10 protein-coding genes are annotated in these 13,335 nt (G+C 44.4%); 6 read left to right on the top strand and 4 right to left on the bottom strand.

The window, feature by feature from the left end; genetic code table 11:
• The first annotated feature begins 60 nt into the window (after positions 1–60).
• The 3 genes from E4N65_RS08650 (at position 61) to E4N65_RS08640 (ending at position 5,013) form a co-directional block, all read left to right on the top strand.
• A complete protein-coding gene (locus E4N65_RS08650) occupies positions 61–1,509 on the top strand; it encodes a 3' terminal RNA ribose 2'-O-methyltransferase Hen1 (protein WP_253672821.1) in 1,449 nt (482 codons plus the stop codon).
• On the top strand, positions 1,499–4,219 hold the full coding sequence (locus E4N65_RS08645) for a polynucleotide kinase-phosphatase (RefSeq protein WP_253672819.1): 2,721 nt from the start codon (positions 1,499–1,501) through the stop codon (positions 4,217–4,219). The genes E4N65_RS08650 and E4N65_RS08645 overlap by 11 nt, the downstream gene beginning before the upstream one ends.
• A 185-nt stretch (positions 4,220–4,404) precedes the next feature.
• Complete coding sequence (locus E4N65_RS08640) at positions 4,405–5,013, top strand: ATP-dependent Clp protease proteolytic subunit (RefSeq protein WP_253672817.1); 609 nt, start codon at positions 4,405–4,407, stop codon at positions 5,011–5,013.
• Positions 5,014–5,484: 471 nt separating this feature from the next.
• Here the strand turns inward: E4N65_RS08640 and E4N65_RS08635 are convergent, their stop codons facing one another.
• The 4 genes from E4N65_RS08635 to lepB form a co-directional block, all read right to left on the bottom strand.
• Complete coding sequence (locus tag E4N65_RS08635) at positions 5,485–5,706, bottom strand: DUF7723 family protein (RefSeq protein WP_253672815.1); 222 nt, start codon at positions 5,704–5,706, stop codon at positions 5,485–5,487.
• Positions 5,699–5,977 carry a DUF7724 family protein gene (locus E4N65_RS08630; RefSeq protein WP_253672813.1) on the bottom strand — a complete coding sequence of 93 codons (279 nt, stop codon included), beginning with the start codon at positions 5,975–5,977 and terminating at the stop codon, positions 5,699–5,701. The genes E4N65_RS08635 and E4N65_RS08630 overlap by 8 nt, the downstream gene beginning before the upstream one ends.
• 94 nt (positions 5,978–6,071) lie before the next feature.
• On the bottom strand, positions 6,072–7,244 hold the full coding sequence (locus E4N65_RS08625; RefSeq protein WP_253672811.1) for a thymidine kinase: 1,173 nt from the start codon (positions 7,242–7,244) through the stop codon (positions 6,072–6,074).
• Positions 7,245–9,023 (bottom strand): signal peptidase I, encoded by a 1,779-nt coding sequence (gene lepB, locus E4N65_RS08620; protein ID WP_253672809.1) that lies wholly within the window; start codon positions 9,021–9,023, stop codon positions 7,245–7,247.
• Positions 9,024–9,458: 435 nt separating this feature from the next.
• Between lepB and E4N65_RS08615 the strand changes: the two genes are divergently transcribed.
• From E4N65_RS08615 to E4N65_RS08605, 3 genes are all read left to right on the top strand, one after another.
• A complete protein-coding gene (locus E4N65_RS08615) occupies positions 9,459–11,591 on the top strand; it encodes a methyl-accepting chemotaxis protein (protein ID WP_253672807.1) in 2,133 nt (710 codons plus the stop codon).
• A 211-nt stretch (positions 11,592–11,802) separates the two neighbouring features.
• On the top strand, positions 11,803–12,135 hold the full coding sequence (locus E4N65_RS08610) for a hypothetical protein (protein WP_044015468.1): 333 nt from the start codon (positions 11,803–11,805) through the stop codon (positions 12,133–12,135).
• A complete protein-coding gene (locus tag E4N65_RS08605) occupies positions 12,128–13,294 on the top strand; it encodes a tetratricopeptide repeat protein (RefSeq protein WP_253672805.1) in 1,167 nt (388 codons plus the stop codon). Before E4N65_RS08610 ends, E4N65_RS08605 begins: the two co-directional genes overlap by 8 nt.
• The last annotated feature ends 41 nt before the right edge of the window (positions 13,295–13,335 follow it).

The following is a 13,335-nucleotide window of genomic DNA, read 5'->3' as shown; positions in this document are numbered from 1 at the left end:
GATTGGTGCGGGATTTGATGAGCAAACGCGAACGATAAGAGACTGGAAAACGGAGTATCTATGTTATTAACCATAACGGCGGAAGGAGAGAATGCCGCAGCTTTAAGCTTTTTGCTGCACAAGCATCCCGATAAATTACAGCAGGTTGAGCTGTCAGTCGGTGCTGCCTATATATTTTATCCGGAGTGCGGAAAAGAAAAAGTAACAGCGGCGCTCCTTTTGGATATTGATCCGATCGGCATGGTACGTAACGCAAAGAATTTTGCCGGGAAAGATTTTTTACTGGGGCAGTATGTCAACGACCGGCCGTATGTTGCGTCTTCTTTTATGAGCAGTGCAATTTCAAAGGCGTTTTCGAGTGCGATGAACGGCAGCTGTAAAGAGCATCCTGAATTTATCGATATGCCGCTTGCCTTAACCGCCAAAATCTCCGTGCTGCCGGCGCCGCGGGGCGGTGAACTGTTGATTAAACGGCTCTTTGAACCGCTCGGGTACACAGTTGAAGCGGAACGGCACCTGCTCGACACACAATTTTCCGAATGGGGCTACGGAAAGTATTTTACCCTGACACTTAAAAATACCCTGCCGTTGAAGGATTTACTGTCGCACCTCTATGTGCTCATTCCTGTTTTGGATAACGAAAAGCACTATTTTATCACACAGAATGAAGTTGAAAAATTGCTGCAAAAGGGCAAGGGCTGGCTTGAGCAGCACCCTGAACGGGAAATTATTGTTTCGCGGTATTTAATCAACCTAAAATCGCTGGTGCGTTCCGCCTTTGAAGTACTGCAGGCAGCGGAAGACGGCATCATACCCAGCGCTGATGATGAGACTGAGCAAGATGAACTTACGAAAATAGAAGATACTGCTGCCGCTCACACTCAGCTGCAAAAAGAAAAGAAAGAGCGCCTCCATGACATACGGCTCAAACTTGTTGCAGAAAAACTGAAGCAGAGCGGGGCTGCAAGCGTTATTGATTTAGGCTGCGGCGATGGCAAGCTGCTCAGACTACTCTTAAAAGAAAAGCAGTTTACCCGGATTGCCGGTACCGATGTTTCTTATTCGGAATTAGAAAAAAGCCAAGACAAACTCCACTGGGAAGAAATGCCTGAAAAGCAGCGTGAGCGGATTTCGCTCTTTCAAAGTTCACTGACCTATCGGGATAAACGGTTCAACGGGTTTGATGCCGCAGCCGTTGTTGAGGTAATAGAACACCTCGATCCCAACCGCTTGCCTGCGTTAGAAAAATCCCTATTTACCTACGCAAAGCCTCAGACCATTGTGCTAACCACGCCGAACCGGGAATACAATGTGCGGTACGAAAATCTTTCTGCAGGAAAAGTGCGGCACAGCGATCACCGGTTTGAATGGACACGCTCGGAATTTGCAGCATGGGCGGAACGGGTTGCGCGTGAAAACAATTATACGGTTGCATTTTTCCCAGTCGGTGAAGAAGAAGAAAACATAGGAGCACCGTCCCAAATGGCGGTATTTACGTATGGAAATTAGAATACCAAAAACAGCCTTAGTACTGCTCGTGGGCGCTTCCGGCTCAGGCAAGAGCAGCTTTGCTAAAAAACATTTCGCCCAGTATGAAATCGTTTCGTCGGATGCGTGCCGCGGTATTGTTTCCAATGATGAAAATAATCAGGCAGCCTCAAACGATGCCTTTGAACTGTTCTACTATATTATTTCAATGCGGTTGAAAAAAGGATTGCTCACGGTTGCAGATGCGACGAATATTCAGCCCGATGCACGGAAAAAACTCATCAGCATTGCCCGTTCCTTTCACGTACTGCCTGTTGCTATCGTCTTTGATATGCCGCAGGAGTTATGCGAAACGAGAAATCAGCAACGCACAGACCGGAACGTTCTGCCCCATGTTATCCGGCGGCAGCTGCAGGACTTAAAGCGTTCCCTCCGGAGCATAAAAAAAGAAGGCTTTAAAAAACTCTACACATTCCGGTCGGAAGAAGAGGCCGATAACGTGCCCGCGATTGTGCGGGAGAAGCTCTATAACGATAAGGCTGAGCTGCATGGTCCCTTCGATATTATCGGGGATGTACACGGCTGTTACGAAGAGTTGATTGAGCTGCTGCAAAAACTCCGCTACATAATAGAAGAAACGGCAGATGACGGCACCAACTACGGCTTAAAAGTCAGTCATCCTGAAAACCGCACGGTCATTTTTTTAGGTGATTTGATTGACCGAGGCCCCGCATCGCCCGCCGTACTCAAACTGGTTATGAGCATGGTCAGAAGCGGTATAGCGCTCTGTGTTCCGGGCAACCATGATATGAAGCTCCACAAAAAACTTACCGGGAAGGCAGTGCAGGAAAAACACGGCTTGGCTGAAACACTCCGGCAGCTTGAAGGTGAACCCGATGCATTCAAGAACGATGTAAAAGAATTTTTGTACGGGCTTGTCAGCCACTATGTGTTGGATTCAGGAAAGCTCGTGGTTGCCCATGCGGGGCTCAAAGAAGAGATGCAGGGACGCGGTTCGGGAGCAGTACGCTCGTTCTGTTTGTATGGAGAAACCACCGGAGAAACGGATGAGTTCGGCTTACCGGTGCGGTACAACTGGGCAGCGGAATACCGTGGACGTGCAAAGGTTGTGTACGGGCATACCCCTGTACCATCCGCACAATGGCTGAACAACACCATCGATATTGACACAGGCTGTGTTTTCGGCGGCTCCCTCACCGTGCTGCGTTACCCCGAAGAGGAACTCGTTTCGGTACCGGCGCACAAGGTGTACTGCGAACCGGTGAAGCCGCTTGAGGCTGAATGCTGCAGAACAGGAAGTGCACTGATACACGAAGCCGCTATCGCAGAAGTTCCGGCAAGCAACGAAGCTGTACAGCCGTCGGTCAATATAGCGGCAGTGCACGGGGCATCCAACGTGCTGAAAAACCTGCAAGCGGCCGGCAGCAACAATACAATCATGTCATTGCAGCAGCAAGATGATGATGTACTCGATATAGAAGACGTAACGGGGCGGAGGATTGTTCAAACACGGCTGAAACACAACATTTTGATTCGGCAAGAAAACTCCATCGCCGCTCTGGAAGCGGTGAGCCGGTTTGCGGTAAACCCTAAGTGGCTTATCTACCTGCCGCCTACCATGTCTCCCTGTGAAACAAGCGCACTCGACGGCTTCTTGGAATATCCCGCCGAAGTAATCGGCTATTACAAAAACCGCGGGGTTCAAGCGGTGGTTTGCGAAGAAAAGCACATGGGTTCCCGCGCGGTACTCGTTATCTGCAAAGATGAACAGACCGCAGCGCACCGCTTCGGTATTACCGGGGAAGGCTTCGGTATCTGTTATACCCGCACGGGGCGGAATTTCTTTAATGAGCCGGAAACCGAACAAGCGTTTCTAACCAAAGTGCGGGATACCTTAACCCGCTCAGGCTTTTGGGAAAAGCATCAGACCGATTGGGTGTGTCTGGATGCAGAACTGATGCCGTGGTCGGTAAAGGCGCAAAGCCTTATTCAGGCGCAATATGCAGCAACGGGATCTGCGGCGCTCAATGCACTTGCGGAAGCGGAAGCCGTGCTGCGTGTAACGGCACAGCGCGGTATAGAAGGCGCTCGCGAGATGCTGCATACCTTTGCAGAGAAAAAGCATGCAGCGGAAAAATTTGTTTCCGCATACCGCGCCTATTGCTGGGAGGTTACCGGCATCGATGATTACAAACTTGCGCCGTTCCATATTTTAGCAACGGAGGGCGCCGTCCATGCCGATAAAACCCACCAATGGCACATGGAACAGATCGCCGAGATATGCCGTGCGGATTCCACGCTTTTTAAACTGACACCGTATAAAATGGTGCATTTGGACAATGAGGCGGAAATTGCCGATGCAGTAACGTGGTGGCTTGAGCTTACAGGTAAGGGCGGCGAAGGAATGGTGGTAAAACCGTATCAATTTACCGCTTACGGTACAGACGGTACGCTTTTGCAGCCTGCCGTAAAATGCCGCGGAAAAGAATACCTTAGGATTATCTACGGACCCGAATATTGCAAGCCGGAAAATCTTACCCGGCTTAAAAAACGGGGATTAGCAAAAAAGCGGAGTCTTGCCCTCCAGGAATTTGCCCTCGGTATCGAAGCGCTCGAACGCTTTGTACGGAAGGAACCGCTTCGGCGCATTCACGAAAGTGCATTCGGCGTGCTTGCTATGGAAAGTGAGCCCACCGACCCGCGGCTGTAAAAATAATCCGGTGCGGTTGACAGCTGATGCAGTTCACTCATGCAGTTGACGCTGTACTAAAGCGAGTTTTTTTAGTATGTTAGTACGTCAACGGTTTTTATAGCAACCGTATTTTCATTACTAGGGCATTTCTGAAAATCGAATTAAATTTTGAGAAATGCTGTAAACTTATAAAGGGCGGATGAATGAATACTTTTTATAACACGGAAGAAACGTCAAAAGAAAAAACAAACGATAGTGCGAATGAGCAGCTGATGCAAAAATTCTTGAATACCCGTCAGATTATTCTGTCGGGCGAAGTGAATAAAGAACTGGCGGAAAAGGTTATCCGTCAGCTTTTGATCCTTGAAGCCGATTCCGCTTCAAAACCGATTTATGTGTATATCGATTCTCCCGGCGGAGATGTTGATGCCGGTTTTGCGATTTTTGATATGATCCGGTTTATTAAGCCGCCGGTTTATACGATTGGTATGGGATTGGTAGCCAGTGCAGGTGCGCTTATTCTTTTAGCGGCACCGAAGAACTACCGGCTTGGGCTTCCGAATAGTCACTACCTTATCCATCAGCCGTTATCCGGTATCAAAGGGGTTGCGACGGATATCGAAATCCATGCAAAAGAAATTGAAAAAATCCGCGCCAAAATAAATGCGCTTATCGCCGAAGAAACCGGTAAGGATGTAGCGGACGTTGCTAAAGATACCGACCGCGATTACTGGCTTTCGGCAGACGAAGCAGCCGCTTACGGGCTCATCTTACAGGTCATTAAAACCCGCAGCGATCTTCCCAAAAAATAAAATCAGTACCGCCATGGATGGCGGTGGTTCCATATAGCAGCGACGTTTTTGCTGCGCAAAAACTCGTCGTTGACCAGCGTACAGGGACGTACACTGGTCAACAGCGCCACGGATGGCGGTGGTTCTATACAGAAGTAAGTTTTTCGTCAGAAAAACTTATCGTCAAAACGCCCAAGGATGGGCGGGGTATTAATCAGGGGTGAGTTTTGGACAAAACTCGCCTTTTCCCAACATACACGGACGTATGTCGGGAAAAAGTGTACATGGATGTATACTTGCCAACAGCACCACGGACAGCGGCGTTGAAGCGGGTGTTAGAACTTATTTTCCAATATAAAAACTTTCATGACTGTATTCACACCATTTTTCATACATCTGAATATATTTTTCTTTGATAAATTCCTGTATCTTTCTTAATTCTTTATCCGTAAATAATACCCGGCAACCTTAAATGAAAAATATTTCGGCATATTAATCTTCCATATATTTTAAACAGCTTTGTAAATGTTTTTTTGAAGCTGCTATTTCTATATCATCCATATTTGTTTCTATCAAAGTCCCATCAGGTTTAAACACTGCGGCACCGTAACCATTATTCAGATTAAAAACGCTTATTCCTTCGGGAATTTTTTTAAATGCAAAACCATTATCAATGACATCCGCTTCATGAGCAATTTTGTATAAATCAGGCATATCGTACCTCAACTTTTTTGATTGCAGATAAAAAATCTTCTGCCTCAATATATAAATTTTTTAATATTGGGATTAAATCAATATATTCTTCTTCCGGTTCAGAATTATGAGTATATTTAGCTAATACTTCAAGATAACCATTATCCCAATGGAGAACCTTTTCATATTTTTCCAGCGAATACGGTGCTACAAATTTTAATCGAGTCTTATTAAAAGAAAATAATGTATAGGAACCATCATTGCTTAAATAAGCTGTGTCAAATCTACTCATGTTTCAATTATAGCATAAAAATTATAACATAAACTACTTATAAAACCATAAATACTTAAAATTACAGTAGTTCTAACATAGGCCTGATGCACTCTCAGCTCCACACAAGCGGTCGTTTGTTATCGGACAGCCGCTTATCAAGATATTCCTTATTTAGGTGCAGTTCTTTTACTAATGTGCGCATTTGATCGGCGGAGAGTAAATTCTGTTCGGCAAACAGGAAGATGAGCGCCCGTTCCGCAATGCAGGGAACACGGAGCGCATTCATCCGTTCCGGAGAAGGATTGGCACAATCGAGATATTCGGTCTTAAACGTATTAAACAATACGGAATGCTCCATATCATCTTGAATTGCTGCCAGCTCTTGCATAAGCGGCTGCATATTTCCTCTGCTTGCTTCTATTCCGAGCGGCTTTAGCGTAAAGAATGTGTATTGCTTGCCCGGCAAAAAGTGGTGCTGGTCACAGCGGGTACAGTAATTCGGTTCGAAGGGGTCTTCTTTTTTGCGGTCTCCGCCGATGATAATCAGCGGATCAAAATAAAGGGCTGGGCATTCAACGCCGTTTACAATGTAGTACCGATAGGTGTTGTAGCCGTTTTGCAGACAGTCGGGATGTTCGCAATAGGCGGAGAACGGATATATTTCCGTTGCCGTTTCTACCAGCAGCCGTGCCGTCGCATTAAAAATTTCACCGCGAAAGTTTAACAGCAAGGTCGGCATAACAAATACAAGCCCGCGCCGATCGCTTTCTTTTTTAATCACATACGCGAGCCGTTCGTCGTAGAAGGCTGCTTCATCGATAATCCATGTACCGATATGCGGATTTTCTTGTAACAGTTTTTCAAGCGAAAATGAATTGCCGACCGTTGCAATATTTCCTCCACAGCGTTGATAGCCGCCGCGGTAGGCGAGGGCATCATCGGGATAATCGGGGAACCGCTCTTTATCTAAGCTGTAGCGTGCAAAAAAGGTATATCGCCTATCCGCCGAGCCGACACCGCTTGCAGGGTCAAACAAGTCTTTTTGAGAGTTTGCTCCGCTGGTCAGTTTTTGTACTGCGCCGCTTTTGGTACGGGCGACTTGCGCATCCCGCCATACGTGTCCCGCATATTCCGTTTTTCCCGACCCCATCGGCCCGACTACCAGAATACGGCGAGAGGCAGTGGTAAAGTCAAAATGAGCTTTCGGCTCATGCATCAATAAAGAAGGAAAACCAAGGTTTTTAAACCATGCATTAATCTGTTCTTGCGCCGGTTCCAATTGCATTTATAAAGCTCCAAATCGTGAGAAGGGGAATACCCGCAGTATCGTGGTACCGAGTATCTTTTCTGCAGGGACATATTTCGGTTCGACATTACTGTAAAACCGGATGGATTGTGTATCGTTCTTATCAACAGAAGTCAGTTTAAAACCAGTGGTATGGCGCATATCGGTTGAATTAAACCGGTTGTCGCCCATCATAAAATATGCGTTTTCGGGAATGTACTCATCCTTTCCCGCAGGAAAGACATTCATGTTGCGCTGATTAGTCCATGCAAGATAAAAGGCATAGGTTTGCGCTTCTTCCAAAAGTCTATTCCGCACTTCGTCGTTGATAAATTGCTCTGCCGTAGCGTTTGCACGGAAAAGTTCGATATTACGGATAACGATTTTACCGAAGCAGAGTTTGATAAGCGCATTTAACTGCGCAAACCGTTTTTCATATAATGACGCATGCTGTGCTTCGCTGCTTTGCCAGTAGGGAATCCATCCCGTCATAAAGCTGCGGAACCATGCAAGCCCGCCGTTGGTCGTTAAAATTTCGCGGCTTATCGTGTCGTTGGCACGGAAGAGGGTGAGTATCTCATATCCCGATCCCTGCAAGAAATCCGCCGCTACTGCCGTATCCTTATTATGCTTTAAAAGCGAAAGCCGATTGATAAGCGATTCTGTTTGCTTTACCGCATCGGTTAAGTTGAGTTCTTTCCGCTGAGCTTCGACCGATTCCAGCACACGCAAGTCTGCGGCACTGATGAGTATATCTTTGATTAAACGGCGTTCCGATTCAGGGAGACTTGCTAAATCCCAGTTGGCATAGAGCCGATCTTCTTCTACCGGTAAAAATTCCGTGTCGCCGCGGTGCTTAGCATACAATACTCCGTCAACCAGCATGAGTTTTTCTCCGGGTAGTCCGGTTACCCGCTTAACCAACGGATCCGGTTTCGGTTTGCCGTTTTCATCAGTATTAATATTCACCTGTGCAAGCGTAAGCATATAGACTAGCTGCGACATAAAGGTTTTAAGCTGTGCCTTGGGTGTGTCGGGGTAATTCGGGTTGCTGAAAATAACAATATCGCCGCGTTTATATGTTTTCCATCGCGGCAGTCTAAAAGAAGAAAGCGGAAAAGCGGGTCCCGAAGGAGTTTTAAGGCCGACAACCGTATCACCGATCATAAATTGCGGCACCATAGATTCCGTTGGAATACGGTATACTTGAAAGATAAAGATATTGATGAGTAACACAAAAAAGATCGCGTAAAAAGCAGCATCGACCCATTCCAACAGTTCAATTAAAACTCGTTTTATTATTTCTCTAACCGGTTTTTTTCCGCGGTATCCTGTTAAAATGATTTTTATTATTTCGCCAATTGACGTTCCCTTGCTCGAAGGAATTTTTTTCTTTTGAATGGGTTGAATATCCGGAAAATATTTTTGTAAATTTTTATTTTTCAGATAATGAACGGTCACTGCTTTCAGAACAACGATACCGAACCACATCAGTGCAAGAATGGCATCCATTATATAAGGCGAATGTTCTACAAGTGCGCGGGAACACACAAAGCAGGCAATCATAACAAACGGCCAATAATCGAAGAGCTTTCTCGTAAAAACAAGTGAGATATAGGTTCTCTTTCGGTTTAACTTTAATTGTGAATACACAAGCACTGAAGAAAAAATGATGCCGGCTATGCTCCCCGCGAAGGCTAAGCCGTGCATATTCTTGACAACTAATAGCAGAGAAAAAACAAAAGACAGTCCTGTACAAACGCGGAAAAATAGTGCCATGAATAACCCCTTCAACAATTTTTACACACAAGATACTTCATTACTGTAAGCGGCTTATTGTAGCGGTTATTATTTAGAATGTCAATTTTTCGGTTTGTGCTGTATCCATCGTCTTGTTGCACTTTTGTACACCATCACTTGAACAGTTGGTGGTAAAGTGATAGTATTTCAGCATAAAGTTATTAGAGAAAGTTGATAAAAAAGGGAAAATAAACATATCAGCATTTCTCTATAGCAACGGCAACTGCCGGCTATGCATCCTACAACGTGAAGCTCTTCACTATAACAGCGAATTTTATATCAGCTATTCACTGCTACAGGAATAGTTCTCCACGGCATTGATTGAGAGGCACCTTAAAAATTTCTGTTTTTTTAAACACCTTCTAATGCAGTAGTTTGATGCAATTTTATTGTCTAAAGGAGATGCTTGACAAAATGGATGGAAAAAGTATAATACCCCCCCCCCCCCCCCCCCGAAAAAGAATTTTCTCGCTACGATATAAGCTTGTTTTACTTTTCGGTGCATTGATTTTAGTTGCCGGTATTGTGCTGGCTGTCTTAGCTGTAAGAACTGCTCGTAAAGCGGTAATAGAAAAAATTACCGTTCACCTTACCGATAAAGCAACTGATATCGCGGCTATTGCAGACGGGAGAATGTCCACTGTTATGCAATTTATTGAAGGCCTTGCCCGTATGCCGTTCTTACGTGACGAAACTCTTACGCTGTATCAAAAAGTTCAAATGCTGTCTGTAGAAGCGGAACGTAATGCAAAAATAGATTACTTCGGAGTATGCGATCTGCACGGCAATCGCTATGATACACGTGACACTCCTACAATTGTAAATGATCGGGAGTGGTTCCGTGCCGCTGTGCAGGGAAAAACTTATATTGCGGAGCCTGCGCTTTCACATATAACAAATAATATGCAAATACTTTTTGCCGTTCCGATCTATGATAATGCTAATACTGTTATCGGCGTATTAAATGCGGCGGTACCGGCGAAACAGCTGTCCGATGACATCAAAGATATTGTAGTCGGTCAAAAAGGATATTGTTATATTATAGATTCGTCGGGTACTGTTGTCGCGCATAGAGATTTCTCGTTGGTTCAAAACTATGCTAATTCACAAGAAATGGCGAAAACGAACGCATCGCTTACGTCTCTTGCTGCATTTGAAAAACAGGCTCTGACATCGCAAGTTTCTTCCGTAGGATACTATGAGTATAACGGTGTCAATAATATAGCCTCTTATGCGACAATACCGTTAACAGGGTGGACTGTTATTATAAAAGCTCCGGTCAATGAATTTATGGGTACCGTCAATGCATTGCGAAACGGGATTCGGCTTATTGGAATTATTATTTTCCTGACAAGCCTTATCATCGTGTATATTATCGCCTATAAAATGATACATCCTATTCAGGCGGTTGTCGCTGCATTGCAGGATATTGCTCACGGTGAAGGAGATTTAACCGTTCGTTTGCCGGTTTTCGGAAATGACGAAATAACGAATTTATCCGCATACTTCAATGAAACAATAGAAAAGATTGCTTTATCGATACGTGCTGTCAGTGCCAGCGGAGACACGATGGAAGAAATCGGTAGCGAACTTGCCTCTAATATGACCGAGACGGCAAGCGCTATCCATGAAATCAGCACCAATATTACAGGTGTAAAACAACAAGCACTAACGCAAGCGTCAAGCGTAACCGAAACAGCTGCTACCATCGAAGAGATCGTCCGGACAATTAAACAGCTGAATACCAGTATCGAAGCACAGGCTGCAAGCGTTGCACAATCATCTTCTTCTATAGAACAAATGGTTGCAAATATTGCTTCAATCACAAAGACACTAGAAAGCACCGATGGCGTTATTAAAAAGTTGGCTTCTGCAACCGGTGACGGCAAAGAAACAGTCGTAACCGCTAATACCGTAACGCAGAAAATTGCAGAGGAGTCGGGCAGCTTATTGGAAGCGTCAAGCGTCATTCAACATATTGCTTCCCAAACAAACTTACTTGCAATGAACGCCGCCATAGAGGCCGCCCATGCCGGAGAAGCCGGTAAGGGCTTTGCGGTTGTCGCCGACGAAATCCGAAAGCTGGCGGAAGATTCCGCAACGCAAGGTAAGGCAATAACTGCAACACTGAAAATATTAAGCGGAGAAATCGAAACACTTTCGGATTCTTCCAGAACCGCTGAAGAGAAATTCAACACTATCTTTAATTTGGCGGAACAGGTAAAATCGATGAGCGACCATTTAACTGAAGCAATGCGCGAACAGGAAAACGGTAGCCAAGAAGTTCTGACTGCAATTAAAAAGATTAATATGGTAACGGTCGAAGTAAGCGCGGGTTCCGAAGAGATGCTGAAAGGCGGTGAAGGCGTTGCTGAAGAAATGCATAAGCTCAACGACCTTACCCGGATTATTACCGACAGTATGAATGAAATGGCAGCAGGGGCAGTGCAAATCAGCAATGCCGTACAGGAAGTAAACGAAATTACGCAAAAGAATAAACAGAATATTGAAGGTTTAGTAGCCGAGGTTAATAAATTTAAAGTTTAACCGACTGTTTTACAAATACATCAAAAGGGAGGCGAATTTGTTGTCTGCCTCTTGATGTATTTTACATATTTTATTTTCTTCTTAGCAGCTATAGGTATCTCTAAAAACTTTAATTAGATTTAACGTGATGCAATGCGGGGGCTTGTCATAAATGTATCTATTTTATAAAATGGATGCGTCAGTATTAAATATTTATTAAAGACGAAGTAAAATGGGATCGGATAATAAGCATTTTATTAAAGTAACTGAAAACGCACTCACTCCTCTCAGTTCTGAACAAAAGGTAGTATTAAATCGGCGCGGTAACCAGCTCTTTAACGAAGGCTTTATAAACGAAGCTCAACGTATTTTTATTACTACCGGCTATTCGGATGGTCTTACAAGGGTCGGTGATTATTACGCCGCACAAAAAAATACGTTGGAAGCACTTCGTATGTATTGCCTTGCAAAAAATAAACGCAAATCAGAACCGATCATTGATTCGCTTGTTCGGCTCATTAGAGTGTTAATAGATACTGAATCCAAAGGAGTAGAAAATGTTTGAAAGTGTTGAAAATGGTTATTCCGAGCAGACCGACTCGTTATTTCCTGCATCATTAGATCCCGCTCAAGAACTTCCTCATGCGGAAGGAACCGATGAACTTACAAAACTTTCACGTGAGGGATATCTTTTCTTGAAAGCAAATGAAATTGATCGGGCGGAAGCTGAATTTAAAAAAATGTTGGAGCTTGATGAAAATAATAACTATGCCCTTGTCGGACTTGGGGACGCTGCGCGGAAGCGGAATAAATGTAAAGAAGCCGCAGAATATTACAGCGAATGTTTACGGCACCATCCGGGGAATAATTATGCGTTATTCGGATTAGCCGATTGCTATAAGAATATGAATTTATATGCGAAGGCAATAGAAATTTGGGAACAATATCTTGAACATGATAACGCAAATATCACCGTCTTTACCCGCGTTGCCGACGCATACCGAAAGATACATGATTTTCAAAATTCAAAAAAGCTCTATTTAAAAGTACTTGAGATTGAAGAGAATAATCCCTATGCACTTATCGGTTTGGGGCATCTTCATTATGATTTTAAAAAATACCGCGAAGCACTTGTCTATTGGCAAAAGATTTTTGATCAAAACCCCGACAATGTTGATATCCGAATCCTAACATCGATTGGCAACTGTTATCGAAAGATGAAACAATTTGATCAGGGCGTCTATTATTTTGAGAAAGCGCTTGAGAAAGATCCCGATAATTTTTACGGTCTGTTCGGTCTTGCGGACTGCTACCGTGGTATGAAGCAGCAGCAGCATTCAATAAAATATTGGGAAGCTATTCTTAACAAAGATCCGAATAATAAGGTTATTCTTACCCGTATGGGCGATGCGTATCGACATATCGGTGATTATGACAAAGCCGAACAGATTTATCAGCGTGCGCTTGATATCGATTATGATTCCTATGCGATACTCGGTCTTGCGATTTTGTGCAAGATACAGGGAAAATATGATGAAGCGATAACCAGCTTAACGCATTTGTTGCAGGCAGACCGGAAAAATTACCGCATTTACCTTGAACTTGCCGACTGTTATATTCACATAAACGAAAAAGCAAAAGCGATTGAAGTGCTGCAAGCGTTCCAGCAGTATGGTATTAAAAACCAAGCGGTAAGCGACACTCTTTTTTCATTACAAAATTAAGGCGTATTGATTGGGACAGAACGATAACACCGTTGCGGAAA

It is taken from the genome of Treponema sp. OMZ 855, from assembly GCF_024181145.1.
Classification (GTDB): domain Bacteria; phylum Spirochaetota; class Spirochaetia; order Treponematales; family Treponemataceae; genus Treponema.
This window is presented reverse-complemented; position numbering and strand designations above follow the sequence as displayed.